Raw genomic sequence first — 25793 nt, 5'->3', positions numbered from 1 at the left:
CGGGCCTTGGCGCAGGTCTGCGCGGAGTGGCCGAAGTGGGCGCGCAAGAAGCCCGGGCATGGTCGAGCAGGCCCTGCCTGAGGTAAGCGCAGGGCCTGACGGTGGCCGGGGTTGTCAGCGGGGCCGGACAAGTCGCCGAGGTCGTCAGCAGGACCCTGACGGTGGCCGGGGTTGTCAGCAGGGCCTGACAGTGATCGAGGTCGTCAGCAGGGCTTGGCGGTGGCCGAGTTGTCAGCGGGCCTGAAGGTGGCCGAGGTCGTCAGCAGGGGCCTGGAGCAGCCGATGAGTCAGAGGCGTTCGAAGATGGCGGCTAGACCTTGGCCGCCGCCGATGCACATGGTTTCCAGGGCGTAGGTGGCGTCCTGGCGGTGTAGTTGGTGGAGCAGGGTGGCGAGGACCCGGGCCCCGGTGGCGCCCAGGGGATGCCCCAGGGAGATGCCGCTGCCGTTGACGTTGGTGCGGTCCCAGTCGGTGTCGGTGAAGCCCCACTCGCGGGTGACGGCGATGACCTGGGCGGCGAATGCCTCGTTGAGTTCGATCAGGTCGATGTCGGCGAGGGTGAGGCCCGCCCGCGACAACGCCCGTGCGGTGGCGGGGACGGGGCCGAGGCCCATGCGGGTGGGGTCGACGCCCGCGGTGGACCAGGTGACGAGGCGGGCCAGGGGGCGCAGGCCGAGTTCGGCGGCTTTCTCCGGGGTGGTGACCAGGCAGGCGGCGGCGCCGTCGTTCTGGCCGCTGGCGTTGCCCGCGGTGACCGTCGCGTCGGGGTCCTGGCGGCGCATGATGGGCTTGAGGCGGCCGAGGGACTCCAGGCTCGCGTCCGGGCGGGGGTGCTCGTCGCGGTCGACCTCGCCGATGGGGACGATCTCGTCGGCGAAGCGGCCCGCGGCGATGGCGTCGACGGCGCGCTGGTGCGAGCGCAGTGAGAGTTCGTCCTGTTCGGCGCGGCTGATGCCGTAGTCGCGGCGCAGGTTCTCCGCGGTCTCGACCATCCCCCCGGGCACGGGGTGGTTCACGCCGCCCGCGGTGACCCTGGCGCGCGCGAGCCGGTCGTGCAGTTCGACACCGCCGCCCTTGACGCCCCAGCGCATCGCCGACGAGTAGAACTCGACCTGGCTCATGTTCTCCGCGCCGCCCGCGATCACCACGTCGTTGACGCCCGTCTGCACCCGCATCGCGGCGTCGAGCACGGCCTGCAGCCCGGACCCGCACCGCCGGTCGACCTGCGTGCCGGGGACCGACACCGGCAGCCCCGCGTCGAGCGCGGCGACCCGGCCGAGCGCGGGCGCGTCACCGTTCGGGTGGCACTGTCCGAGCACGACGTCCTCGACCAGCGCCGGGTCGATCCCCGTGCGCCGCACCAGTTCCGCGACGACGGCCGCCGCGAGGGACGCGACGCCGACGTCGGCGAGGACCCCGCCGAAGCGGCCGACCGGGGTGCGGAGGGGCTCGCAGATGACTGCCTGGCGCATGGGGCTCCTCGGGTCTCAGCGGGTGGACGACCGCGTGTCGATTCTGCCCGTGCCGGGGCGGGCGCGGGCGCGGGGACTAGGTTGATCGGTTGTGAAACCCCTGGTTCGGCGGGCCCGGGTGACCGATGTCCGCGCCATGAAGGCCGTGATCGACACCTACGTCGGCAAGGTCCTGCTGGCCAAGCCGCTGGTGACGCTGTACGAGGACATCCAGGAGTTCTGGGTGGCCGAGGTGGACGGCGAACTGGTCGGCTGCGGCGCGCTGCACGTGCTGTGGGAGGACATCGCCGAGATCCGCACCATCGCGGTGGCCCCGAGCGCGCGCGGGAAGGGTGTCGGGCACGTGCTGGCCGAGCAGCTTGTCGCGGTGGCCAGGGAGCTGGGCCTCGGCCGGATCTTCGTGCTCACCTTCGAGACCGGGTTCTTCGCCAAGCACGGGTTCGTCGCCATCGACGGCACCCCGGTGAGCCCCGAGGTGTACGCCGAGATGCGCCGGTCGATGGACGAGGGCGTCGCGGAGTTCCTCGACCTGGAGTACGTGAAGCCCAACACGTTGGGCAACACGAGGATGTTGCTCAAGCTCTGATTCTTCGAGTGTTCACTAGAACAGTCTTGACTCGCATCCCACAGGCCCAGCATGATCGGTACTCGTGGGACGGGAAGCCGCGCTGACCGTCGAACAGCTCGCCGCCGAGGCGGGGCTGCCGACGAGCACGATCCGCATGTACCAGACCAAGGGCCTGCTGCACCCACCGCGGCGGCGGGGCCGGACTGCTCGCTACGACGGCACGCACGTCGAGCGGCTGGGCCTGGTGCACCGGTTGCAGCAGCGGGGTTTCTCGCTGCCCGCGATCGCCGAGCTCATCGCCGCGCGAGACCTGGGGGCTCGCGTCGGCGATGTGCTCGGCCTCGACGGCGCGGGCGGTCCGGACGACTGGGTCCCGGTCCGGGTGTCCGCGCTGCGCGCCGCCATCCCCCCCGGCGACCTGCGGCCCTCGCTGATGCTGCGCGCGGTCCGGCTCGACCTGGTGCGCTGGCGGCGCGGCCGTCCCTACACGCGGCGCTGGGTGATGGACGCGGGCCTGCGGATGGCGACCCTGCGCGTCCCGTCGAGCGAGGTGCTCGCCGCCTTCGAGCGGCTGCGGTCGACGACCACGACCATCGCGGGTGACTTCACCGCGCTGTTCGAGCAGCACCTCTGGCCCGCGCTGGCCGACCAGGCCGGGCACGACGACCAGCTCGACCGGGTCAGGTCCATGCTGCTGGAGCTGACCGAGACCGCGCAGGCCGTGGTGGCCGGTGCGCTGCGGGACGCGATCAGGGACGCGGCGGACGGGTTCGCCGCGCGGCACCACCTGCTGCCCGACCACGGCAGGGCGGCGTGGGTCGACCACGCGCCGCCGGTGCTCGCCGAGCGGCTGTCCGACGCCCACCGCGACGAGGTCCCCGGCGAGGACGAGATCCAGCGCTACTTCGACAGCCCGGACGGCGACGACCAGCCCGAGCCGACCACAGTGGATAGTCCACAGGGGTGACGCCGGACCGCCTCAGGGGTGCGCCGGGGTTGACGAGAACCGTTGCCGCGCAAGGAAACCGCGGGTCTGCCGGCCGGTAACCGAGAGTTCGGTCCGGGTAGCCCGAACGGTGGTGCCGCTGACGGGGGTGGTCGGTGCGTAATTGACCAACCGACCGCGCCGCCCCGCGCGTCCCCTTCGCGAGGAGTCCCCCGTGACCAGCATGACCACGACCCTGCGCCGCGCCGCCCGCGGCGTCGTCACCACGATCGCCGTCAGCGCCGCACTCGTCACCGGGGCGGGGGTCGCCGCCGCGGACCTGAGCCCCGCGCAGCTGCGGTCGACCACGGACAGCTACCTGTTCTCGCAGAGCCTCACCCAGTTCCAGACCACGCGGGCCAACCGCCCGTACGCCACCCAGCTGGACTGGTCGACCGACGGCTGCTCGAACTCCCCCGACAACCCGTTCGGCTTCAACTTCGTCAAGGCGTGCTACCGGCACGACTTCGGCTACCGCAACTACAAGAAGCAGGGCCGGTTCACCGAGACCACGCGGCTCTCGATCGACAACAACTTCAAGACCGACCTGTACACGATCTGCGCGGGCAACTGGTCGTGCAACCGGACCGCGGACGTCTACTACGCGGCGGTGCGCCAGTTCGGCAACAGCTGAGCGGCCCGACCACCGGCCGGGCCGCCCGCCTCACACCTTGTGGACCACCAGCGTGGCGACCACGCCGGGCACGTCGAGCTTGACGAGGCTGACCTTGTAGCCACCGGCCTCGGCCGTCATCGGGAACTGCTTGTTGGTGTGCACCTGGACCGCCGACCCCGCCAGGGTCAGCTCCAGGGTGGCGTCACCCTCCCAGACGCACGCCTGGCCGGGTTTGCACCGGCTGTCCTGGGAGACCTCGCGGAAGGCGATCAGCACGTCGGAGTCCGACAGCACGGTCGACTTGCCGCGCTCGATGTCGAACTCCTGGTCCAGCGGCGGACCGGTCTGCACCGTCGGCTGCGGCGTGCCGGGGCCGGGTCCGCCGCCGCCGGGGGTGGCCCCGCCGCCTGCCTTGGCGCACGCGGTCATCGCGACCAGCACACCCGCGGCCACCAGTAACTTCGTGATCACACTCATCCTCATCGCCACTCCTCACCCTCGCCCACTGGACGGTACGGGCGAGGGTGGGGGTTGCACGTGGCGGGAGATCAGCCGCCGTAGGGCTGCTGCGGGTAACCGCCCTGCTGGGGGTTGCCGCCCTGCGGCGGGTACTGCTGCTGCTGCGGGTAACCGCCTTGCTGGGGGTAGCCGCCCTGCTGCGGGTAACCCTGCTGCTGCGGGTAACCGCCCTGCTGGGGATAGCCCTGCTGCTGCGGGTAGCCGGGCTGCTGGTAGCCCTGCTGCGGGTAGCCGCCACCGCCGTAGCCGCCACCGCGGTTGGCCATCGCCTGCGGGTCGGCGACCGGGCCGACGTAGCGCGCGTCACCGAAGGCCAGGACCAGCAGGCCGATGAAGCTGAAGAAGATCAGCAGCACGCCGAACCCGGTGCCCTTGCCGAACGCCTTCGCCAGGTCGATCAGCACGATGATGCCGATGATGATGTTGACGAACGGGACGAACGCCAGCACCAACCACCAGCCGGGGCGCCCGACGATCTTGAGCATGACGTAGTAGTTGTAGAACGGGACGATGGCCGCCCAGCCGGGTTGCCCCGCCTTGGTGAACAGCTTCCACATCGCGATGATCCCCACCAGCGCGATGGCCGCGCCGATGAGGGCGAAGGTGACGATCACCCCGGTCGGCGCGCTGGGGGTGGTGTAGACGGAGTCGTACGGGTCCACGCTGCTGGGTCCTCCCTAGATCGCGCCCGGGATCCGGGCGCGCACAATCATCCGGAGGTACCGTGGCCGACCCGGTCGTCCCGCGCTGCCGATCGGGGCCGTCGTTAGCGGTTCGAGACCAAAGGGACCTCGGTCCGAGTCATTCGTCGTCCTCGGTTCCCGAATCGGCCGCCGGACCGCCGCGGATCGTCCACAGCACGTTCTCCAGCTCGTCGGGCTTGATCAGCACGTCGCGGGCCTTCGAGCCCTCCGACGGGCCGACCACCCCGCGCGACTCCAGCAGGTCCATCAGCCGCCCGGCCTTGGCGAAGCCGACCCGCAGCTTGCGCTGCAGCATCGAGGTCGAGCCGAACTGGGAGGTGACGATCAGCTCGGTGGCCTGCACCAGCAGCTCCAGGTCGTCGCCGATGTCCGGGTCGATCTCGCGCGCCTCGCCCGCCTTGGCCGCGGTGACCCCGGCGGTGTAGTCGGGCTGCGCCTGCTCCTTGGTGAACGCCACGATCTCGGCGATCTCCTCGTCGCTGACGTAGGCGCCCTGCACCCGGACCGGCTTGGCCGCGCCCATCGGCAGGTACAGGCCGTCGCCCATGCCGATCAGCTTCTCCGCGCCCGGCTGGTCCAGGATGACCCGGGAGTCGGTCAGCGACGAGGTGGCGAACGCCAGCCGGGACGGCACGTTGGTCTTGATCAGGCCGGTCACCACGTCCACCGACGGCCGCTGGGTGGCCAGCACCAGGTGGATGCCCGCGGCGCGCGCCTTCTGGGTGATCCGCACGATGGCGTCCTCGACGTCGCGCGGCGCGGTCATCATGAGGTCGGCGAGCTCGTCGACGATGGCCAGGATGTAGGGGTAGGGCCGGTACTCGCGCTCGCTGCCCGGCGGCGCGGCGATCTCACCGGACTTCACCTTCTTGTTGAAGTCGTCGATGTGGCGCACCCGGTTGGCCTGCATGTCCTGGTAGCGCTGCTCCATCTCCTCCACCAGCCAGGTCAGCGCCGCCGCCGCCTTCTTCGGCTGGGTGATGATGGGGGTGATCAGGTGCGGGATGCCCTCGTACGGGGTCAGCTCGACCATCTTCGGGTCGATCAGGATCATCCTGACCTCGTCCGGGGTGGCCCTGGCCAGCAGCGACACCAGCATCGAGTTGACGAAGCTGGACTTGCCGGAGCCGGTGGAGCCCGCGCACAGCAGGTGCGGCATCTTGGCCAGGTTCGCGGTGATCATATGACCCTCGATGTCCTTGCCGAGGCCCACCACCATGGGGTGGCTGTCCTTGATCGCGGTGCTCGAGCGCAGCACGTCGCCGAGGCGGACCATCTCCCGGTCGGCGTTGGGCACCTCGATGCCCACCGCGGACTTGCCGGGGATGGGGGCGAGCAGCCGGACGTTGTCGGTGGCCACCGCGTAGGCGATGTTCTTGGTCAGCGCGGTGATCTTCTCGACCTTCACGCCCGGGCCGAGCTCGACCTCGTAGCGGGTGACCGTCGGGCCGCGGGTGAAGCCGGTGACCTGGGCGTCGATGGAGAACTGGTCGAGCACCCCGGAGATGGCCTCGATCATCGTGTCGTTGGCCTTGCTGCGCGCCTTGGGGGCGTCGCCAGCGACCAGCAGGTCCGGCTTGGGCAGCTGGTAGTCGCCGTCGACGACCCGGGTGACCGTGATGGCGTCGGTGGCGGGCTTGGGCTCGGTGACCTGCGGGGTCTCCTTGACCTCGACCGGGCGCTTGCGCGGCGCCCTGGTCGGCGCGGGCTCGTCCAGCGGCAGCGGCGGCTGGTCGGCGGCGTCCTCGTCGGCCGGGGCGGCTTTGCGCCGGGGCGACTTGCGCGGCTTCAGCGGCGGCTCGGCGGTCAGGTCCGGCTCGTCGGCGAACAGGTCGGCGGCCGCACCGGTCTCCTCCGGGTCGCGGCCGAGATCACGGATGCGGGCCGGGACGTCGCGGATGCGGGTACCGGTGAACACCAGCACGCCGAAACCGAGCAGCAGGAACAGCACCGGCACCGCGACCCAGGCGGTGACGCCCTTGGCGAGCAGCCCGCCGGAGAGGTAGCCCAGCGCGCCACCGGCGAACATCCGACCGTCGTTGTCGGCGGGCAGGCCAGCGAAGATGTGCAGCACACCGAGCAGGGCGAGCACCACCAGCAACGTGCCGACGGTGTAGCGGGGGCGCTTCTCCGGCTGCGGATCGGTGCGCATGAGCGTGACACCGAGCACGAACAGCGCCAGCGGCATCCCCACGGTCATCGCGCCGAGCACGGTCCGGACACCGTCCTCGAGGTACCCGCCGACCTTGCCGACCTGCCACCACACCGCGGCACCCAGGATCACCCCGAGCGCCACCAGCGCGAACCCCACACCATCACGCCGGTGCGCCGGGTCGAGCTCCTTGGTCCGCCCGAGCGCCCGCACGATCGACCCGACACCCTTGGCCAACAACCCCCAAGCCGAGGCCAGCACACCCTTGGTCGGCGGCGGCGGGGGCTTGCGCGCCGAAGTCCGCCTGGCAGGCGCGCGCGAGGCAGCGGGCTTGCGCGCCCCACCCTTGCCCCCACCCTTCGAAGTCGTCGTCCGGCTCGCCATGAGATCACACGGTAGTGGGCGAGCCGCCCCGGTTCGCGCTGCCACACCGACGCCTCGCCACGGGATGCTCGCACCAATCAGCGGGCAAGCCGCCCCTGTTCACGCTGCCACACCGACGCCTCGCCACGGGATGCTCGCACCAACCAGCGGGCAAGCCGCCCCTGTTCACGCTGCCACACCGACGCCTCGCCACGGGATGCTCGCACCAACCAGCGGGCAAGCCGCCCCTGTTCACGCAGCCACACCGACCACCCCGCCACAGGATGCTCGCACCAACGGGCAAGCTGCACCGACCCGAGAGTCCACACCGATCACCCCGGCGCGGGTTGCCCGCACCAACAAGCGGGCAAGCTGCTCCTGCTCGCGCAGCCACATCAACCAGCCCAACCACCGCAAGCCGTCCCAAACAAGGCGCTGCCACACCGACCAGCCCGCGGGACAGCTGCCATCCCTCGGATCGGGCCCGTACCGGCGCGTGCGATGCTCACGCGCATGTCCGCGTTGCGCAGCCCCGAGTCCCGTCTGCCGCGCTCCCCGGGTGGGTCCGGGCAGACCCCGCCGGTGTGGCGGGTGATGTGCGCGATCGACCACGCGCTGGTGCGGTCGGTGGGGCGGATCGAGATCAGCGGGGAGTTCCCGGCGCACCTGCGGGGCAGGCCGGTGCTGGTGGCGGCGAACCACATCGGGATGTTCGACCCGTTCGTGCTGATCGCGGCGTTGCGCAAGGTGGGGGTGCTGCCGCGGTTCATGCTGACCGCGGGGCTGTTGGACGCGCCGGTGCTCGGGTACTTCCTGCGCAAGGCCGGTCACCTGCGGGTCGACCGGGGCAAGGCGAACATCGCCGACGTGTTCGGGCGGGCCACCGAGGTGCTGACCACGGCGAGCGTGCCGCTGCTGCTCTACCCCGAGGGCCGGGTCAGCCGGGAGCCGGGGCTGTGGCCGGAGCGCGGCAAGACCGGGGCGGCGCGGATGGCGCTGCACGGTGACGTGCCGGTGCTGACCATCAGCCAGTGGGGCGCGCACGAGGCGGTCTGCTGGGGCACCGAGGTGGTCACCGGGCCCGCCGACGTCAAGCCGCTGGTGACCTCGTTCTTCCGGGCGGTGCGCAGGCGGCCGGTGTTCAAGGTGCACTTCGGCGGGGTGGTCGACCTGTCGGACCTGTCGGCCGCCAAGACCGGCGACGCGGTGCGGGCGCACGCGCGGATCATGCGGCAGATCACCGCCGACCTGGCGCCGTTGCGCGCGGACCAGCTCGACGAGCCCGCGTTCCACGACCCGACCCGGCCGTGCGACTCGACGAGCCCCTGGCGACCGTAGGTACTGGCAGGAAACGTCCTACCACTGGCCGTCGACTTCGGACACACTGCTCGCCGTGACCACCGAGACGTCCACACCGGTCAGCGAGTCCCACCGCGCGAGGGGCACGCTGTTCATCCTCGTGGCGTCGACCGCGTTCGCCAGTTCCGGCCCGTTGGCCAAGCCGGTGATGCAGGCCGGGTTCGCCCCGGAGCAGGTGGCCAGCGCGCGGGCGGGCCTGGCGGCGCTGATGCTGCTGGTCGGGGTCGCGGTGGTGCGACCGAGCGTCCTGCGGGTCCGCCGGGAGCACTGGCGGGTCGTGGTCGCCTACGGGCTCATCGGGGTCGCCGCGGTGCAGTTCCTGTTCTTCCTCGCCGTCTCCCGGCTGCCGGTCGGGGTGGCGATGCTGCTGGAGTACACCTCGCCGGTGCTGGTCGCGCTGTGGGTGCGGTTCGTGCGGCGGGTGCGGCTGCCCGCGTTGTCGTGGCTGGGCACCGGGCTCGCGCTCGGCGGGCTGGCGCTGGTCTCGCAGGTGTGGTCCGGGCTGGCGCTCGACGCCGTGGGGCTGCTCGCGGGTGTGGGCGCGGCGCTGTGCTCGGCGGGCTACTACCTGCTCGGCGAGAAGGGTGCGGGCGAGCAACACCCGATCGGGATGGTCACCTGGGGGATGGCCGTGGGCGCGGCGGGGCTGTTCGTCCTCGCGCCGCCGTGGGAGATGCCGCTCGACCGGCTCGGCGCGCCCGCCCGGCTCGGCGGCGCGGAACTGCCGATCTGGGTGCTGCTGGTGACCGTCGCCGCGGTGAGCACGGCCATCGCGTACGCCCTGAGCACCACTTCTCTGCGCGACCTGCCCTCGCAGGTGGCCAGCGTGCTCGCGCTCTCGGAGCCGGTCGTGGCCACGCTGCTGGCCTGGTTGCTGCTCGGCGAGGTCCTGGAACCGGTGCAGATCGCGGGCATGGTCGTGCTGCTGGGCGGGGCGCTGCTGGTCCAACTGGCCACCCGCACCCCTGTCACACCAGCAGAACCATTGCCCACCAAATGAGACCGCGGTCACGTCAGAACCACTCTGTCGAGTGAATGTCGTCCCTGTCACGCCGTCACCGGAACCGAGAAAGGTAAAGGGTCGTTTACCTGACGGACGCGACACATCGTGGTCGATCGGTCACCATGTGCTCACCAGGGCCGGGACTCCCGGCCTGGATCACCCGACCTGCGATGACATCCGACATCTCACCTGACACACAGGAGGTTCCGCCATGGGCCAGCTACGCCCGAGCGGTCCGGCGCACGCGCCGCCAACGGCGGCGGCCAGGCGCTGGTTGCGCCACGACGCCCGCTTCGACCTCTCCGCCTCGCTCGTCGTCTTCCTCGTCGCCATCCCCCTCTCCGTCGGCATCGCCGCCGCCTCCGGCGCCCCGGTCATGGCCGGGCTCATCGCCGCCGTCATCGGCGGGATCGTCGCCGGATCACTCGGGGGGTCCCCCCTGCAGGTCAGCGGCCCGGCCGCGGGCCTGACCGTGGTCGTCGCCGGGCTGATCACCCAGTTCGGCTGGGCCGTCACCTGCGCGATCACCGTGCTCGCCGGTGTGCTGCAAGTCGTGCTCGGCGCCTGCCGGATCGGCCGCGCCGCGCTCGCCATCTCCCCCACCGTCGTCAACGCCATGCTCGCGGGCATCGGCGTGACCATCGTCCTCGGCCAGCTGCACGTCCTCACGGGCGGCGCGGCGGAGGCGTCCGCCTGGGAGAACGTGCGCGACCTGCCCGCCGCCGTCGCGGGGCTGGACCCGGCCGCGGCCGCCACGGGGTTACTGGTCATCGGGATGCTGGTGCTGTGGCCGAGGATGCCTGCCAGGCTGCGCGGGGTGCCCGGTCCGCTGGTGGCGATCGTGCTGGTGACCGGGGCGAGCCTGCTGCTGGCGCTCACCGTGGCGCGGGTGTCGCTGCCGGATGACCCGCTCTCGGCGATCCACCTGCCGCGACTGCCGGACGGCGAGTGGTTCGCCTTCGCTGTGGGCGTGGCGACCATGACGATCATCGCGAGCGTGGAGAGCCTGCTCTCGGCGGTGTCGGTCGACAAGCTGGCCACCGGCCACCGCAGCGACCTGAACCGGGAGCTGATCGGGCAGGGCAGCGCCAACATGGCCTCCGGGCTGCTCGGCGGCCTGCCGGTGACGGGCGTGATCGTGCGCAGTTCCACCAACGTCCGCGCGGGTGCTCGGACCAGGGCTTCCGCCGTGCTGCACGGGATCTGGGTGCTGCTGTTCACCGTGCTGCTGGTGGGGCTGGTCGAGCAGGTGCCGCTGGCCGCGCTGGCCGGTCTGCTGATCGTCATGGGCGTGAAGCTGGTGCGGCCCGCCGATGTCGCCGTCGCGCGCAAGCACGGTGACCTGCACGTCTACCTGGTCACGTTGGCCGGGGTGGTGCTGCTGGACCTGTTGCAGGGCGTGCTGATCGGGCTCGCGGTGTCGCTGCTGGGCATGGTCCGCCGGGTCGTGTGGGCCAGGGTGCGGGTGCGCACCGGCGACGAGACCGACGAGGACGGCAGGCCGCTGTGCGCGGTGATCGTCGAGGGCACGCTGAGCTTCCTGTCGGTGCCCCGGCTCTCCCGGGTGCTGACCCAGGTCCCCGACGGCAGCGCGGTGCACCTGGAACTGGTCGTCGACTACCTCGACCACGCGGCGTACGAGCACCTCTCAGCCTGGCAGCGCCAGCACGAGGGCACCGGCGGCACGGTCGCCGTCGACGAGATCGGCGACATCCCGCGCGACAGGAGCGCCCTGCCGAGGTGGTTCTCGCCGTGGTCGCACTGGCAGGTCACCGAGCACGAGGAGCGCCCGCTGATCCCGACGCAGCGCTCGGTCGACGACCACGTGCTGCGGCCGCTGGTGACCGGCGCCCAGGAGTACCGGCGGACGGGGGCGCCCGCGCTGCGCCCGCACCTGCGCAAGCTCGCCGGATCCCAGCAGCCGCACGCGGTGTTCCTGACCTGCGCCGACTCGCGCATCGTGCCGAACGTGATCACCGCGTCCGGCCCGGGTGACCTGTTCACCATCCGCAACGTGGGCAACCTGGTGCCCGACCCCGGCCCCGTCGGCGACCAGTCGGTGCACGCGGGGGTGCTCTACGCGGTGCGCGCCCTGCGGGTGCCGACCCTGGTCGTCTGCGGCCACTCCGGCTGCGGCGGCATGGCCGCCCTGCTCGCCGACCGGCGCGCCATGCCCGAGGGCGACCCCATGCGCCAGTGGCTGCGCTGGGGCGAGCCGAGCCTGACCGCCCTGCGCGCCGGGCACCCCATCGCCGACCACGCCGCCGAGGCGGGCTGGTCCGAAGTGGACCGACTGGCGATGGTGAACGTGGCCGTGCAACTGGAGAAGCTCCGCACCATCCCCGAGGTAGCCGCCAGCGACATCCGCCTGGTCGGCCTCTTCTTCGACATCCCCTCCGGCGCCCTGCTGATGCTCGACAACGACCGCCTCACCCCCCTGGCCGACACCGCCCTCACCGGCTGATCACCCCACCGCACACCACCAGGCCCGGGGCACCCCACCCCGGGCCTGGCCCACCTACAGCCGCGCCACCACCTCCGCACGACACCCACAAGGCCCGCCGTGCTCGGCTCGTGCACCGCCAGAGTCCAATGCCCGCCGAGACTCCGCGCGCCGAGCCAACGCATTTACACGGCAGCCGAGCCTTCCGGAAGCCCCGGCACGCATCCCGAGCCAAGTACCTTCAGCCCCGCCGCAGCCCCGCAAAGCCACGACAGCGCGGCCCACCTGTCTCCAGCCCATCCCAGGCAAACCCGCCGCAGCGCCCCCGAATCACCAGCAACGCCACCGAATCCCACACCCGAAGCCGACCGCACTGGCCTCCCACACCGGCCCCACACCCCACACCCCACACCCCACACCCCACACCTCGGCCCTGGCCCTGGCCCTGGCCCTGGCCCTGGCCCTGGCCCTGGCCCTGGCCCTGGCCCCACGCTCCCACGACGCCGGCCTCGCGCGCGCGTGCCAGTCCTGCCCCAGCCCCCACCCACTCCGGGGGGCGTCCCAGTGCCAGTCTATCGGCACCCCCCGACAAACGATCTTCACACAGGCCGCCGAAGATCCACATGTGGATAACTTCTGTCGCTGAACCGGGTGAACATCGGCGCCCTCCAACACAAGAAGCGCCTGGTCAGAGGCATGCACAGGCCGCCAGAACAGCGCGGCGGGCGCAAGTCGTGCGGCTGGAGATCAACCAGCGCCCGAGAAGCGGGGCGACAGTCCACAATGGACCAGAGTCAGCCGCCGTTGGTCGGGGTGTAGGCCGGGGTTCGAGACGTGCCGGGGCCCACGATGTCGACGAAGAGGCGGCCCAGGGCTACTCGGGCTTGGATGGCGGCGTTGGTGCCGCCGAAGTCGGTGGGGTCGCCCGCGCCTTGGGAGAAGAGGGCGTAGGTGAGGGTGGGGGCGCCGGTGGCGTCGAAGACGATGCCTGCTTCGTTGCGGCCGTTGGTGAACCAGCCTGCCTTGGTGGCGACGCGGGCGCGTTCGTCGGAGGAGAGGTCGCGGCGGATGCCGTCGGTGTGGGCGGCTTGGGAGCGCAGGACCTTGAGCACGAACTCGGTGGACGACGCCGACAGCAGGCGGCCCGCGGCCAGGGCGTTGAACAGGTCGTGGGTCTCGCGCGGGGTCGTCTTGCCGAGGTAGAAGCGGTTCGGGTTCGCCGAGGGTGACACCTGCGTGCGCGGGAAACCCTTGGCCACCAACGTCTGGTTGACCTCGACCGTCGGCGTCACCAGGCCCGCCAACCGGTTCGCCGTGTCGTCGGACACCGACAGCAGCAGCGCCAACGCGTGCCCGAGGGTCACCGAACTCGGGTATGCGCCGTCGAGCGGGAAGATGCCGTCACCGGCGTGGTTCACGATCTCGGCGGTGACCTCAAGGCGCTGCGCCAGCGACGCCTGCCCCCGGTCGACCTTGTCCAGCACCGCGACCGCCACCGCGACCTTGTTGACGCTGTACGCCTCGACGAGGTCGTCGGCGTGCGAGGCCACCACCGGCTGCCCGAGGTGGCTGATCAACGCCTGCCACGCGCCGCCCGCCCGCACCGTCTCCGCGCGGTAGCGCCGCTGGATCCGCTCGCCAGGCGTGCGACCGGCAGCAGGAGCGGCAGGCCCCCGCTCGGGAACAGCAGGCGCCAGCCCGGTAGCAGCAGACGCCTTCCCGGGAACAACAGCAGCCGGGAGACCCGTCCCCAGCACCGCGGCCGCGCCCAACCCGAGCGCCGCGCGCCGGTTCACCCCTGTCGTCATGGCTCCCCCTCGACCGGGCGCGGGCCGTGCTGCCCGCGCCCGTTCGAGCCTGCCACGGCGGGCCCGGCGAGCCCACCGGACCGGCAGATCAGACCGGGATGACGGTGGGGACGATCATCGGCCGCCTGCGGTAGGTGTCGGCCACCCAGCGGCCCACCACCCGGCGCACCGACTGGGCGATGCGGTGGGTGTCGGTGATGCCCTCGGACTCGGTGTGCGAGAGCTCCATCTCCACCAGCGACAGCACCCCGTCGAGCGCCTTGGGGTCGTCGGAGAAGCCGCGGCCGGACACCGTGGGGACCGACACCGCGCGCCCGGTGGTCGAGTCGACGACCACGGTGATCGCGATGAAGCCGCCCTCGCCGAGCACCAGCCGGTCCGACAGCGTCGACTCGCCGACGTCGCCGACCGAGAGGCCGTCGACGTAGACGTGGCCGACCTCGACCCGCCCGGTGATCGCGGCGCGCCCGTCGACCAGGTCGACCACCACGCCGTCCTCGGCGATGACCACGTGGTCGGCGGGCACCCCGGTCTTGACCGCGAGTTCGGCGTTGGCGCGCAGGTGCCGCCACTCGCCGTGCACCGGCATGACGTTGCTCGGGCGGACCGCGTTGTAGAGGAACAGCAGCTCACCGGCCGGGGCGTGCCCGGACACGTGGACCTTGGCGTTGCCCTGGTGCACCACGTGCGCGCCGAGCCGGACCAGGCCGTTGACCACGCCGAACACCGCGTTCTCGTTGCCGGGGATCAGCGAGCTGGCCAGGATGACGGTGTCGCCGGGCCGGATGGAGATCTGCCGGTGCTCGCCGCGCGCCATCCGCGACAGCGCCGAGAGCGGCTCACCCTGCGACCCGGTGGACACGAACAGCACCTGGTCCTCGGGCATGGCCATCGCCTCGTCGAGGTTGACCAGCAGCCCCGGTGGCACCGACAGCAGCCCCAGGTCGGCGGCGATGCCCATGTTGCGCACCATCGAGCGGCCGACCAGGGCGACCCGGCGGTCGTGCGCGACGGCGACGTCGAGCACCTGCTGCACCCGGTGCACGTGGCTGGCGAAGCAGGCGACGATGACCCGCTGGTCGGCGCGGGCGATGACCCCGTCGATGACCGGGCCGATCTCGCGCTCGGAGATGACGAACCCGGGGACCTCGGCGTTGGTGGAGTCGACCAGGAACAGGTCGACACCCTCGTCGCCGAGGCGGGAGAACCCGGCCAGGTCGGTGAGCCTGCCGTCGAGCGGGAGCTGGTCGAGCTTGATGTCGCCGGTGTGCAGCACGATGCCCGCCGGGGTGCGGATGGCCACCGCGAGCGCGTCCGGGATCGAGTGGTTGACCGCGAAGAACTCCAGGTCGAACTCGCCGTAGCTGATCTTCTCGCCCTCGGTGACCTCGCGCAGCCTGGGGTCGAGCCGGTGCTCCTTGCACTTGGCGGCGACCAGCGCGAGGGTGAACCGGGAGCCGACGACCGGCAGGTCGGGGCGCAGCCGCAGCAGGAACGGGACCGCGCCGATGTGGTCCTCGTGGCCGTGGGTGAGCACCAGCGCGTCGATCTCGTGCAGCCGGGACTCGATCGGCCGGAAGTCGGGCAGGATCAGGTCGACGCCGGGCTGCTGGTCCTCGGGGAACAGCACGCCGCAGTCGACGATGAGCAGTCGGCCCGCGTGCTCGAAGACGGTCATGTTCCGGCCGACCTCGCCGATGCCGCCCAGCGCGACGACCCGCAGGCCGCCTTCCGGCAGGGCGGGGGGCGGGTTGGTCGGCCACTTGCCCGACTTGGGGGGTTGGCTCACTGGGCGCTCACCCGGCCTTCCGTCCTGTCGAGGGGGTGCGTGTCGAGCAGGCGCGTGTCGAGGGGGCGGGCACCCGGAGAACGTGGACCCGGCGCCGCGGCGCCGGACGTACGGACCCCCGCGGCTGGGGTGCCCGGTGGGCGGGTGCCCGGGGAACAGGTCACTGGCGCACCGTCCCGGTGCTGGTGTGCGTGGTGGTCGCGATGTAGGCGGCGTTCGCGTCGGCGTGCGCGACCCTGGCGCTGGCCACGTGCGAGGCGGGGGTCTGCGCGAGCGGGACACCGGCCTCGGCGAGGTCGGCGCCGATGGCCTCGAGCTGCTCGGGGGTGGCGGGCGGCAGCGGCAACCTCGGGTCGCCCGCGTCGTGCCCGCGCAACCGCAGCGCGGCCTTGCTGAACACGACGCCGCCGACCCGGCTGAACGCGCGCAGCACCGGCAGCAGTCCGTTGTGGACGCCGCGGGCGGTGCTCACGTCGCCGGTCTCGTAGGCGTCCAACATGGACCGCAGCCGCCCGGCCGAGACGTGGCCGATGACGCTGACGAAGCCGACGCCGCCGATGGACAGCCACGGCAGGTTCAGCGCGTCGTCGCCGGAGTAGTAGGCCAGGTCGGTGCTGGCGATGACCTGGCTGCCCGCTAGCAGGTCGCCCTTGGCGTCCTTGACCGCGGCGATGCGCGGGTGCTCGGCCAGCCTGCGCAGGGTGTCGACCTCGATCGGGACGACCGAGCGCGGCGGGATGTCGTAGAGCATCACCGGCAGCGGCGTCGCGTCGGCGGCGGCGGTGAAGTGCGCGATCAGACCGGCCTGAGGTGGCCGCGAGTAGTACGGGGTGACCACGAGCAGGCCGTGGGCGCCCGCCTTCTCGGCCTCGCGGGCCAGCGCCACGGTGTGCGCGGTGTCGTAGGTGCCGACCGAGCCGATCACCGTCGCCCGGTGGCCGACCGCCTCGACCACGGCGCGGACCAGGTCGGACTTCTCCTGGTCGGTCGTGGTCGGCGACTCGCCGGTGGTGCCGTTGACCACCAGTCCGTCGTTGCCCAGCTCGACGAGGTGCTCGGCGAGGGCCTGGGCGCGGTCGAGGTCGAGCGTCCCGTCTGCGGCGAACGGGGTCGCCATGGCGGTCAGCACCCGGCCGAAGGGCCGTCCGGGTGCGGCGGTGGGGCATGCGGTCATGGGCAAGACGCTACCCGCTGGCAACGGGGGTGACTTCTACCACTGCCATCTTGTGCACGGTTCGGGGGGTTGTGGACAACCGCGCGGACCCGCGGTCAGAGACCCCTGCGCACCGATCGGACGGTCGCGACGGCGTCCTGTGGTCCGGTGTGGTCGATCCTGGTCTTGGCCCTGCCGAAGGCATCCAGGAGCAGCTCGCCCGGTTCGCCGGTGATGGTGACGGGGTCGGGACCGGGGCGGGCGGTGATGGCGCGGCCGTCCGGCGTGCGCAGCACGATGCCGACCGGGCTGCGCCGGTAGTAGAACTTGGCGGTGCGGCCGAGCGCGACCCACAGGGCGTTGTCGCGGCGCGGGTCGGCCGGGCGCGGTTCCCAGTCGGGGGCCGCGCGGCGGACGTCCTCGTGGTGGATGAAGTACTCGGTGGTGTTGACCTGCTCGTCGACCAGCCGGAACGGCGACAGCGCAGGCGGGCCCGTGCGGACCAACTCGACCAGTTCCGACCAGGGTCGAGCGGTGTAAGAGCGCTGGACACGCTCGGTGTACCCGGCCAGCGCCTTGATCAGGATGCCCGGTGCCGCGTCGAGCCGCCGCTCCCGCACGACCAGGTGCGCGGCGAGGTCGCGGCTGGTCCACCCCGCGCACAGCGTCGGCACGTCCGGCCCGACCTCGGTGAACAAGCTGCTCAGCTGCGCGCGTTCGTCCCTGGCGACACCCATGACCCCACCCTACCGAGTGGTAGCGGTCAGGACGGCGACTCGACCTGGCTGTCGGTGATCTTCGCCTTGTCCTTGCGGACCAGGACGCAGTGGATCGTGTGGTCGCGCCCGGTGGACGAGTCCTTGGCGTCCCAGGTCTGCTGCGTCGGTACCACCACCGCGTAGGTGAGCTGGGCCTTGATGTCGCTCTTCACCCGCTCCGTGCTGAAGGACCAGCCGCAATAGGACTCGCCGAGCGCCTCCAGCTCCGACTTGCGGTAGGTCCACGGCGCCGAGGTGCTCGCGGGCTCCAGGGTGGCGAAGACCTGGATCTGGAACGGCTTCTTGCAGTCGTCGTAGGAGTCGAAGGCCGTGCCCTTCTGCAACAGGCTGTTGTTGCAGTAGCCGTCCGAGATCGTGAACTCCGGGAAGTCGCCCGAGTCGCCGTAGCTGAACTTCTGGATCGCGACGGTCTGCTCGCTGTCGGCGGGGGCGTTGATCGCCTGGCTCAGGAAGAAGCCGCCGACGGCGCCCGCCACGACCGCGACCGCCGCGCCGACGGCGAGCAGCTTGGTCCGCGGCTTGGCGGGCGGCGGCGCCTGCACGACGCCGGTGGGGTTCTGGTGCGGGAAGTACGCGGTGCCGCCGGTGATCATGGTGGGTCCGGTCGGCGGGCCGGTCGGGACGTGCGTGAGCAGGCCGCGCACCTGGGCCGCGGTGAGCCTGGCCGCGGGGGTGCCGATCATCAGGCCGCTGATCACCGAGGCCAGCGCGCCCTGCGCCCTGGTCAGGTGCGGGACGTCGGCGAGGATCGCGTGCATGGTCGCCGCCGTGGTCGGCCGCTCGAACGGGTTGTAGCCCTCGATCGCGTAGAACAGCACCGCGCCCAGCGCCCACAGGTCCGACCCGGCGCCCGCCTCCTCGCCGCGGATGCGCTCCGGTGCCATGTAGGTGGGCGAGCCGATGAGGATGCCGCTGCTGGTCAGCCTCGGGTCGTCGAGCGACTGCGCGATGCCGAAGTCGGTGAGCTTCGCCCGACCGTTGGCCGCGAGCATGATGTTGCTCGGCTTCACGTCGCGGTGCACGATCCCGGCCTGGTGCGCGGCCTCAAGCGCCGAGAGCAACTGCTCGGCCAGCTTGGCCACCTGCTCCGCGGGCATCGGACCGCGCTCGCGCACGATGTCCGACAGCGTCGGAGCCTGGATCAGCTCCATGACGATGTAGGTGGCCCCGGACTCCTGGACCACGTCGTACACCGTGACCACGGCGGGGTCGTTGAGTCGACCCGCAGTGCGCGCCTCGCGCAGCACCCGCTCCTCGAACACCGCGCGCTCACTGGCGGGCACCCCGTCGGGCAGGTGCAACTCCTTGATCGCCACGTGTCGCCCGATCATGCGGTCCTCGGCGAGCCACACCACACCCATGCCGCCGCGACCGAGTTCGTTGAGGATCGCGTAGCGACCCGCCACCACCCGGGGTCCGTGCGCGACGGTGGGACCCTGATCCTGCGACACCGGCAAACCTCCTCTGGCCGCGCGAATCCTAGTGGGCCACCCGCGCGGGCGAGTGCGAACCGGTCAACTCGTGTGCACGTCGTGACCGGCCTCGCGCAGCGCGGCCACCGCGCGGTCGAGGTCCGAATCGTGCACCAGCACGTGGTCGGTGTCGAACGTGGACAGCGCGAACAGCGACACACCGGCCGCGGCCAGCGATCCGGCGATGGAGGCCATGATCCCGGTGAGGGTGAACTCCAGCGGGCCGCGCACGGTCAGCAGCCGCCACCCGGGGTCGGTGCGGCCACCGCCCGGGGTCACCGCGGCGGGGGCGACGACCGAGACCTCGTCAGGGGTGCTGGTGACCGACACCAGGCCGGTGGCGGTGAGCAGGTCGGCGGGGACGGCGGTGCCCGGGTCGAACCGGGTCACCGCGTAGTCCCCCGCGACCACGTCGATGACGAGTCGCCGCACGGCTCAGCCCTCGGCGACGAGCGGGCTGGAGGCGACCTCGGACCCGTCGGCCAGCGCGGAGATGGTGAAGTCGGCGAACGCGTTGCCCGCGGCCTTCTGCAACTGGCGCAGGCACTCGACGGCCAGCGCGCGGATCTCCACGTCGGCGTGCTCGGTGGCGCGCATGGCGATGAAGTGCCGCCAGGCGCGGTAGTTGCCGGTGACCACGATGCGGGTCTCGGTCGCGTTCGGCAGGATCGCGCGCGCGGCCTGGCGGGCCTGCTTCTTGCGCAGGGTCGCGCTGGGCACGTCGGCGAACTTCTGCTCCAGGCCCGCGAGCAGCTCGTTGTAGGCGTCCTGCGCGGCCTGGGCGGCGGCGAGGAACTTGGCGTGCAGCTCCGGGTCGCCCGCGATGGCCTCGGGCTCGACCATGGCGGCCGACTTCTCGGGCACGTACCGCTGCGAGAGCTGCGAGTAGGAGAAGTGCCGGTGCCGGATCAGCTCGTGGGTCAGCGACCGGGAGATGCCGGTGATGTAGAAGGACACGCTGCCGTGCTCGAGCACCGACAGGTGGCCGACCTCGATGATGTGCTTGATGTAGCCCGCGTTGGTCGCCGTCGCCGGGTTCGGCTTGCGCCACGACTGGTAGCACGCCCGCCCCGCGAACTCGGCCAGCGCCTCACCCCCGTCGGCGTCGGTCGACCACGGCACGTCCGACGGCGCGAAGAACTCGGTCTTGGCGATGAGCTGCACCCTCGGCGACACCGTCTCGGTCACGTCCACATCCTCACGTCGGCTCCTGCTGCCCTGCCGGGCGCAACAGTAGTCGGCGAACGGGCGAACGTTCCCGCTGGCACGAGGCGGTGGCGCGGGTGACATCAACTGACACCACAGTCCGCGTTGACTGATGTCGAACCTGATGTCATGGTGGTGTCATGGACCTGAGCAGCTACCTCGCCACCCTGCGCGACGACCTGACCACGACGGCGTCGGCGGGGGACGAGTCGACGAGGCGGTCGGCGGCCGTGCTGGCGGCGGCACTGGAGCCGTCGGCGCGGTTGGCGATCATGAACGCGTTGGCCGACCTGGCCGCCGAGGTGACCGCGCACCTGCCCGACCACGTGGTCGAGGTGCGGTTGGACGGGCGGGACGTGCGGGTCGTGGTGACCAAGACGACCGGGGGGCAAGCCGAGCCACCACCGCAGCCGGGCGCGGCGAAGTCCGAGTTCGGCGGCGACATGAGCCGGATGACGCTGCGGCTGTTCGACGAGCTCAAGGCCAAGGCGGAGCGCGCGGCGTCCTCGCAGGGGGTGTCGCTCAACACCTTCGTGCAGCAGGCGTTGCAGGGGGCCCTGAGCGGGCACCGCAAGCACAGTGACCAGCAGGGGGAGCCGGACAAGGGCGCCTCCCGAGTGCAGGGGTGGTACGCGGGATGAGCGACGTGCGGATGGAGCAGTTCGACACCGGCACCGACCCGGTGGAGATCACGGTGGCCACCGGGTCCGGCCGGATCGACGTGCGGCTGACCGACGAGGAGGGCGTCGACGTCGAGGTCAGGCACGCGCCGGAGGACGCCAACCCGTGGGCGGACGGCATCACCAACCTGGTGTCGTGGTTCAGCACCCAGTTCGGCGAGGCCAAGCAGCCCGAGGACGCCGCGGCCGAGGCGGTGCGCCGCACCAGGGTCGAGGTGGTCGGCGGCAGGCTGGTCGTGCGCTCCCCGAAGGAGCCGCAGCTGCGGGCGATCCCGATCGCGGTGGTCGTGCGGGCCCGGGCCGGGTCGGTCGTGTCCGCCCGCAGCGGCGCGGGATCGGTGCGGGTCGCGGGGGTCGCCGCCAAGGTCGACGTCACCACCGGCACGGGCAGCATCGACATCGCGGAAGCGACAGGCGCGGTGCAGGCGACCAGCGGCACGGGCTCGGTCAAGATCGGACCCGCTCCCGCGGGGGTCCAGGCTCGGACCGGCCGCGGCGAGGTAGAACTGACCGCGGTCGGTGGGCCTACCACCGTGATCACCGCGGGCGGGGACGTCTGGCTGGGCGCGGTCAGCTCGGACGTGACGGTCCGCAGCGGCACCGGCGACATCACCATCGCCGACGCCACCAGCGGCACCCTCGAACTGACCACCGGCTCCGGCGCCCTCCGCGTCGGCATCCGCGAGGGCAGCCCCGCCGAAATCGACGTCTCCTCCGGCGCCGGAGACGCCCGCAGCGACCTACCGCTGTCGGGCACCGCCCCGGAAGCAGCCCCAACCCTACGCATCCGCGCCCGAACCGGCGTCGGCTCAGCCCACGTCACCGCCGCCTCGCACTGACCTCCCACACAGCCGCTCCCGGACACCTCGTCCGGGAGCGGCTTCCTGCTGATGGGGCGGCCCTGTCCGCAGCCTTGCGCGCGGTCCCAGCGGGAGCATCGCGCTGGCCGAGCCAGCAACCGCACGCTGCTCCCGACACACAGCCGCTCCCGGGCTCCTCAGGTCCGGGAGCGGCCTTTCACTTATGGGACAGCCTCTCCGGAGCCTCACGCGCGGTCCCGGCGGAGGGCAACGCGCCGCAGACTCCAACCGAGCCCGCACGCTGCCTCACACGCCGACACGCAGCCACCCCGCCCCGCCGGTCCGGGAGCGGCTTCTCGCTGATGGGACAGCCTCCCCCGCAACCTCACGCGCGGTCTCAGCGGAGAGCAACGCACCCCAGTCGCCAGCCAAACCCGCCACCTCACGCGGCCCCCACGCACTGGCACCCAGCTACTCCCAGGCCCGGGGGCGGCTTCTCGCTGGTGGGGCAGCCTCCCCAGCCGCCTCGCACGCGGTCCGACGCGGAGGGCATCGGACCCGCGCCAGCCCCCGAAATCGCCGCCCCGCGCGCGTTCAACGCGAGAGGGCGTCGTACCCCCGCCTGCGCCGATATCGCCGCCTCGCGCGCGCGGTCCCGACCCGGCCCAGCCCCCACCCACACCGGGGGGCGTCCCAGTGCCCAGTCTACCGGGACCCCCCGACAGTGGATCTTGGAACAGGGGGTACCAAGATCCAGATGTGGATAACTTCTGTCGCTGGACCGGGTGAAAGTCCGGGGCGGGCACGGTCATCCGCCGCCGAGGTCCGCGGTTCCAGGGCGGGCGCCAGGTGTCGCTGGGGCGGGCTCTCGTCGCGGCCGGGCAGGCGCTAGACGCGGGCTCGGTAGGTACTAGTCCGGCTGGGCGGTCGCCGCCGGGCAGGGAGTAGTCGTCGCCGGGGCGCGGGCTAGTCGCGGCCGGGCAAGCGCCAGGTGTCGGTGGGGCAGGGGCCGGGCGCGGGTGGGCGGGTGCTTGTTGGCGCTGGGGTAGGCGCCGGGGGTGGGTGGGGGGTTAGTCGCGGCCGCGGATGATGGTGGGTTCGTAGTCTTCGTCGTCGAGCGGGGAGGTGGCGGGCCAGCTGGGGGCGCGGCCGCCGATGGTCTCGCTGCGGGGGCGGGGGAGCTTCAGCTCGACTGCTCTGTCCACTGTGGCCTGCTCCGGCATGGCTCGACCTCCGCGCGTCGTCGGTGTGGGGGCGTCGCCGTCGGTGGTGCCCGGCGATCGGTGGCCCAGAGGCAAGGGTGCGTCCGATTCGCCGAATTCGCCACTGGATAACCGGTCCCCGCTCGCGGAGTCCCACCCCGTGGACGCGCGGAACTCAGCGCACGGCCCGCCGCAGCGCGCCCGCGAGGTCACCCCGCTCCCCCACCCACACCCCGGACAGCCCCAGCCACTCGGCCATCACGGTCAACTCCCCCGCCAACTCGCTGACGACCCGTGACGGCTCGCGCCCTTCCTCCAGGAACGCCCCCTGCACCCGGAGCACGCCCGCGAGCCGGTCCGCCTTGAGGTCCACTCGCGCCACCAGTTCACCGTCCAGCAGGAACGGGAACACGTAGTACCCGTACACCCGCTGCGGCTCCGGTACGTAGATCTCGATGCGGTAGCGGAACCCGAAGAGCCGCTCGGCCCGGTCGCGTTCCCAGATCAGCGGGTCGAACGGGCACAGCAACGCGCGCCCCACAACACGTCGCGGCGTGCGGGCGTCCACATGCCGGTACGCGGGGTGGCGCCAGCCCTCCACCGCGACCGGTTCGAGTAAGCCCTCGGACACCAGTTCCGCCACGGCTTGCTGCGACCGAGCGGGTTCGAGCCGGTAGTAGTCGCGGAGGTCCTTCTCGGTCGCGACGCCGTGGGCGGTAGCGGCGCGGAGGGTGAGGACGCGGGCGGCCTCGTCGTCGGGGATCTCGGTGGCGAGGACGGCGGCCGGGATGGCGCGCTCGGGGAGTTCGTAGAGGCGCTGGAAGCCTTGGCGGGTACCGGTTGTGAGCCTGCCGGTGGCGAACAGCGACTCGCAGATGTGCTTGATGTCGGAGCGGTTCCACCAGCCGCCCTTGGACTTCGGGACCGCGCCGCCGAGGGCGGCCTCCAGGGTGCCCGCGGCCATCGGGCCCTCTTCGCGGATTGTGGCGAGGACGTCGTCGAGCAGGCCGGGGGACGCGGCGGCGATGCGGGCGATGTGGCGGGCGTAGCGGGACTCGTAGCGCCGCATGCGCCAGCGGAACAGCGGCCAGTCCTCGACCGGGACCAGGCTCGCCTCGTGCGCCCAGTACTCGACCAGCAGCCGGGGCTTGCGCGCGGTGTTCGTCCACGCCGCGTCGTCGACCAGGGACATCGGGTACGGGCCGAGGCGGGAGAACAACGGCATGTAGTGCGCGCGGACGGCCACGTTGACGGAGTCGAGCTGCAGCAACTGGACCCGGTTCAAGGCGCGGCGCAGGTGCTGGCGGGTCGGCACGGCGGTGGGGCGGGCGTCGGCGAACCCCTGGGCGGCGAGCGCGGTTCGACGGGCGGCCGCCGCGGTCAGCTGGACTCGGGTCGACTGCACTCGGGTCGACTGGATGGGGGTCGACTGGACTGGCGTCTGCTGGGTCGGGGGCATGAACAACTCCTGGTAGGACGGACGCCCGATGTTCTCACCAACCACCGACAATCCGCCGCGCGCGGGCATCCACTACGTTCTGCGCATGGCCGAAGCCGCCGTGCGCACCGCGGTCCCTGACGACGTCGCCGAGCTCGCCCGCATCCAGGTGAGCACGTGGCAGACCGGGTTCGCCGACCTGCTGCCGCCGGACGTGCTGGCCGGGTTGGACACCGCGGCGGCGGGCGAGCCGCTGGCGAGGGTGATCGAGCAGGGTCCGGCTGTGGTGCACGTGGCCACCGAGGGCCCGTGGGTCGTCGGGTTCTGCGTGACCGGCCCGGCGCCGGAGTCGGAGTCCGCGGCGGCCAATGACGTGCCGGTGCCGGACGCGCAGACGGTCGCCCTGGTCGGAACGTTGCTGGTCGAGCCGAGGTGGGGACGGCGCGGGCACGCGGGTCGGTTGCTCGCTGCCGCCGGGGCCGCCGCTGCTGCCGCCGGGTCGACCAGGGGTATCTGCTGGGTGCCGGAGCGCAACAAGTCGCTGGTGGGGTTCTTCCGCCGGGCCGGGTGGGCGCCGGACGGGGTGGTGCGGACCCTCGACGCGGGCGGTCAGCCGCTGCGCGAGGTGCGGATGACCGGGCCGCTCACCCTGGACCTGCGCTAGCGGCGGTCTTGCGATACTGGCCTGCGACGGCCCGGCTCGTCGAGGCGACCCCTGGCAGGCGGGCGAGGCAGCGGACCACCCGTGTCCGCGGGAGGAGCACCGGGGGACCGATGACGCGCACGCCCGAGATCACCGAACTGGCCACGTTCCTGCACACCACCACCGCGCCTGCCAGCACCCGCGACCTGGCCGACCGCTTCGGCGGCGGCAAGACCCTGTGGGTCGAGTACCACCGCGGCGCCCGCATCGTCCCCTGGCACCTGCTGGAGCGCGTGGTCACCGAGACCATCCCCGACCGGCACGCCAGGATGCTCACCCTCGCCAGGGCCAAGCACCTCTACAACTCGGCCGAGGCATCCGCCGCCCGAGCCGAGGTGCTGGCCCCACCCCCGAACCGCGGCCTCTTGATCGCTCTCCTCGCCACCGCGGCCCTGTCCCTCGGTGCTTTGGCGGGCCGCAGGACGACCCGCCGCAAACCCGCCACCCCCTGAGCGGACCGAGAACGCCGGACTCGTCGAGGCGCGTGCCGGTGGGGCCGCTCCGGGCAGAATGCCTGCCAGGAACGGGATCAGTTGCCGTCGGGAACCGGGAGGTGGCCGGGCGCGTCCTGGCTGGTAG

At 72.1% G+C, this 25793-nt stretch carries 23 protein-coding genes; 10 read left to right on the top strand and 13 right to left on the bottom strand.

The window, feature by feature from the left end; genetic code table 11:
• Positions 1–287: 287 nt before the first annotated feature.
• A complete protein-coding gene (locus tag CLV68_RS13525) occupies positions 288–1472 on the bottom strand; it encodes an acetyl-CoA C-acetyltransferase (protein WP_121390660.1) in 1185 nt (394 codons plus the stop codon).
• 91 nt (positions 1473–1563) lie between these two features.
• Between CLV68_RS13525 and CLV68_RS13520 the strand changes: the two genes are divergently transcribed.
• The 3 genes from CLV68_RS13520 to CLV68_RS13510 all read left to right on the top strand — a co-directional run bounded on the left by CLV68_RS13520 (position 1564) and on the right by CLV68_RS13510 (position 3659).
• Entirely contained in the window at positions 1564–2058 is a 495-nt protein-coding gene (locus CLV68_RS13520) for an amino-acid N-acetyltransferase (protein ID WP_121390659.1), read from the top strand.
• Between the two features lie 64 nt (positions 2059–2122).
• Entirely contained in the window at positions 2123–3007 is an 885-nt protein-coding gene (locus tag CLV68_RS13515) for a MerR family transcriptional regulator (RefSeq protein ID WP_121390658.1), read from the top strand.
• Between the two features lie 202 nt (positions 3008–3209).
• A complete protein-coding gene (locus CLV68_RS13510) occupies positions 3210–3659 on the top strand; it encodes a phospholipase (protein WP_121391177.1) in 450 nt (149 codons plus the stop codon).
• A 30-nt stretch (positions 3660–3689) separates the two neighbouring features.
• On the opposite strand, the gene CLV68_RS13505 is transcribed toward CLV68_RS13510, so the two are convergent.
• The 3 genes from CLV68_RS13505 to CLV68_RS13490 form a co-directional block, all read right to left on the bottom strand.
• Positions 3690–4112, bottom strand: coding sequence for a hypothetical protein (locus tag CLV68_RS13505; RefSeq protein WP_170224004.1), 423 nt, complete (start codon positions 4110–4112; stop codon positions 3690–3692).
• A gap of 77 nt (positions 4113–4189) precedes the next feature.
• Complete coding sequence (locus CLV68_RS34715) at positions 4190–4822, bottom strand: DUF5684 domain-containing protein (protein ID WP_211346490.1); 633 nt, start codon at positions 4820–4822, stop codon at positions 4190–4192.
• A gap of 139 nt (positions 4823–4961) precedes the next feature.
• A complete protein-coding gene (locus tag CLV68_RS13490; protein ID WP_121390656.1) occupies positions 4962–7400 on the bottom strand; it encodes a DNA translocase FtsK in 2439 nt (812 codons plus the stop codon).
• Between the two features lie 492 nt (positions 7401–7892).
• Between CLV68_RS13490 and CLV68_RS13485 the strand changes: the two genes are divergently transcribed.
• The 3 genes from CLV68_RS13485 to CLV68_RS13475 all read left to right on the top strand — a co-directional run bounded on the left by CLV68_RS13485 (position 7893) and on the right by CLV68_RS13475 (position 12205).
• Positions 7893–8717, top strand: a complete 825-nt coding sequence (locus CLV68_RS13485) for a lysophospholipid acyltransferase family protein (RefSeq protein ID WP_170224273.1) — start codon at positions 7893–7895, stop codon at positions 8715–8717.
• 55 nt (positions 8718–8772) lie between these two features.
• Positions 8773–9738, top strand: a complete 966-nt coding sequence (locus CLV68_RS13480; protein WP_246009796.1) for an EamA family transporter — start codon at positions 8773–8775, stop codon at positions 9736–9738.
• Positions 9739–9952: 214 nt separating this feature from the next.
• Positions 9953–12205: a SulP family inorganic anion transporter gene (locus tag CLV68_RS13475; RefSeq protein ID WP_121390653.1), complete on the top strand. Its 2253-nt coding sequence runs from the start codon at positions 9953–9955 to the stop codon at positions 12203–12205.
• A 773-nt stretch (positions 12206–12978) separates the two neighbouring features.
• On the opposite strand, the gene CLV68_RS13465 is transcribed toward CLV68_RS13475, so the two are convergent.
• The 7 genes from CLV68_RS13465 to thyX form a co-directional block, all read right to left on the bottom strand.
• A complete protein-coding gene (locus CLV68_RS13465) occupies positions 12979–13992 on the bottom strand; it encodes a serine hydrolase (RefSeq protein WP_121390651.1) in 1014 nt (337 codons plus the stop codon).
• A gap of 88 nt (positions 13993–14080) precedes the next feature.
• A complete protein-coding gene (locus CLV68_RS13460; protein ID WP_121390650.1) occupies positions 14081–15781 on the bottom strand; it encodes a ribonuclease J in 1701 nt (566 codons plus the stop codon).
• A gap of 160 nt (positions 15782–15941) precedes the next feature.
• Positions 15942–16955 (bottom strand): 4-hydroxy-tetrahydrodipicolinate synthase, encoded by a 1014-nt coding sequence (gene dapA, locus CLV68_RS13455; RefSeq protein ID WP_121390649.1) that lies wholly within the window; start codon positions 16953–16955, stop codon positions 15942–15944.
• Between the two features lie 95 nt (positions 16956–17050).
• Positions 17051–17671, bottom strand: coding sequence for a TIGR03085 family metal-binding protein (locus CLV68_RS13450; RefSeq protein WP_121390648.1), 621 nt, complete (start codon positions 17669–17671; stop codon positions 17051–17053).
• A gap of 26 nt (positions 17672–17697) precedes the next feature.
• Complete coding sequence (locus tag CLV68_RS13445; RefSeq protein WP_246009795.1) at positions 17698–19164, bottom strand: serine/threonine-protein kinase; 1467 nt, start codon at positions 19162–19164, stop codon at positions 17698–17700.
• A 63-nt stretch (positions 19165–19227) separates the two neighbouring features.
• Positions 19228–19617 carry an ACT domain-containing protein gene (locus tag CLV68_RS13440; RefSeq protein WP_121390647.1) on the bottom strand — a complete coding sequence of 130 codons (390 nt, stop codon included), beginning with the start codon at positions 19615–19617 and terminating at the stop codon, positions 19228–19230.
• Between the two features lie 3 nt (positions 19618–19620).
• Positions 19621–20373, bottom strand: a complete 753-nt coding sequence (gene thyX / locus CLV68_RS13435) for an FAD-dependent thymidylate synthase (protein ID WP_121391175.1) — start codon at positions 20371–20373, stop codon at positions 19621–19623.
• Between the two features lie 158 nt (positions 20374–20531).
• On the opposite strand from thyX, the gene CLV68_RS13430 reads away from it, so the two are divergent.
• Entirely contained in the window at positions 20532–21032 is a 501-nt protein-coding gene (locus CLV68_RS13430) for a toxin-antitoxin system HicB family antitoxin (RefSeq protein WP_121390646.1), read from the top strand.
• Positions 21029–21910, top strand: coding sequence for a DUF4097 family beta strand repeat-containing protein (locus CLV68_RS13425; RefSeq protein WP_121390645.1), 882 nt, complete (start codon positions 21029–21031; stop codon positions 21908–21910). The genes CLV68_RS13430 and CLV68_RS13425 overlap by 4 nt, the downstream gene beginning before the upstream one ends.
• 1031 nt (positions 21911–22941) lie before the next feature.
• Here the strand turns inward: CLV68_RS13425 and CLV68_RS33885 are convergent.
• Together CLV68_RS33885 and CLV68_RS13420 are read right to left on the bottom strand one after the other, a co-directional pair.
• Positions 22942–23094 (bottom strand): hypothetical protein, encoded by a 153-nt coding sequence (locus CLV68_RS33885; RefSeq protein WP_170224271.1) that lies wholly within the window; start codon positions 23092–23094, stop codon positions 22942–22944.
• A gap of 154 nt (positions 23095–23248) precedes the next feature.
• Positions 23249–24532, bottom strand: a complete 1284-nt coding sequence (locus CLV68_RS13420) for a winged helix-turn-helix domain-containing protein (RefSeq protein WP_121391174.1) — start codon at positions 24530–24532, stop codon at positions 23249–23251.
• Between the two features lie 85 nt (positions 24533–24617).
• On the opposite strand from CLV68_RS13420, the gene CLV68_RS13415 reads away from it, so the two are divergent.
• Entirely contained in the window at positions 24618–25175 is a 558-nt protein-coding gene (locus CLV68_RS13415; protein WP_121391173.1) for a GNAT family N-acetyltransferase, read from the top strand.
• 110 nt (positions 25176–25285) lie between these two features.
• Complete coding sequence (locus CLV68_RS13410; protein ID WP_121390644.1) at positions 25286–25666, top strand: hypothetical protein; 381 nt, start codon at positions 25286–25288, stop codon at positions 25664–25666.
• Positions 25667–25793: the final 127 nt, after the last annotated feature.

Source organism: Actinokineospora cianjurensis (genome assembly GCF_003663795.1).
GTDB lineage: Bacteria > Actinomycetota > Actinomycetes > Mycobacteriales > Pseudonocardiaceae > Actinokineospora > Actinokineospora terrae.
Note: the sequence above shows the minus strand (reverse complement) of the source record. Positions and strands in the feature narration are given on the sequence as shown.

What these genes read in the sequence shown, in the direction of transcription:
- CLV68_RS13475 (WP_121390653.1), top strand. Translation starts at nt 9,953, where the DNA reads ATGGGCCAGCTACGCCCGAGCGGTCCGGCGCACGCGCCGCCAACGGCG.
- dapA (WP_121390649.1), bottom strand. Translation starts at nt 16,955, where the DNA reads ATGACCGCATGCCCCACCGCCGCACCCGGACGGCCCTTCGGCCGGGTG.
- CLV68_RS13415 (WP_121391173.1), top strand. Translation starts at nt 24,618, where the DNA reads ATGGCCGAAGCCGCCGTGCGCACCGCGGTCCCTGACGACGTCGCCGAG.
- CLV68_RS13420 (WP_121391174.1), bottom strand. Translation starts at nt 24,532, where the DNA reads ATGCCCCCGACCCAGCAGACGCCAGTCCAGTCGACCCCCATCCAGTCG.
- CLV68_RS13485 (WP_170224273.1), top strand. Translation starts at nt 7,893, where the DNA reads ATGTCCGCGTTGCGCAGCCCCGAGTCCCGTCTGCCGCGCTCCCCGGGT.
- CLV68_RS13410 (WP_121390644.1), top strand. Translation starts at nt 25,286, where the DNA reads ATGACGCGCACGCCCGAGATCACCGAACTGGCCACGTTCCTGCACACC.
- CLV68_RS33885 (WP_170224271.1), bottom strand. Translation starts at nt 23,094, where the DNA reads ATGCCGGAGCAGGCCACAGTGGACAGAGCAGTCGAGCTGAAGCTCCCC.
- CLV68_RS13465 (WP_121390651.1), bottom strand. Translation starts at nt 13,992, where the DNA reads ATGACGACAGGGGTGAACCGGCGCGCGGCGCTCGGGTTGGGCGCGGCC.
- CLV68_RS13450 (WP_121390648.1), bottom strand. Translation starts at nt 17,671, where the DNA reads ATGGGTGTCGCCAGGGACGAACGCGCGCAGCTGAGCAGCTTGTTCACC.
- CLV68_RS13525 (WP_121390660.1), bottom strand. Translation starts at nt 1,472, where the DNA reads ATGCGCCAGGCAGTCATCTGCGAGCCCCTCCGCACCCCGGTCGGCCGC.
- CLV68_RS13510 (WP_121391177.1), top strand. Translation starts at nt 3,210, where the DNA reads ATGACCACGACCCTGCGCCGCGCCGCCCGCGGCGTCGTCACCACGATC.
- CLV68_RS13430 (WP_121390646.1), top strand. Translation starts at nt 20,532, where the DNA reads ATGGACCTGAGCAGCTACCTCGCCACCCTGCGCGACGACCTGACCACG.
- CLV68_RS13425 (WP_121390645.1), top strand. Translation starts at nt 21,029, where the DNA reads ATGAGCGACGTGCGGATGGAGCAGTTCGACACCGGCACCGACCCGGTG.
- CLV68_RS13490 (WP_121390656.1), bottom strand. Translation starts at nt 7,400, where the DNA reads ATGGCGAGCCGGACGACGACTTCGAAGGGTGGGGGCAAGGGTGGGGCG.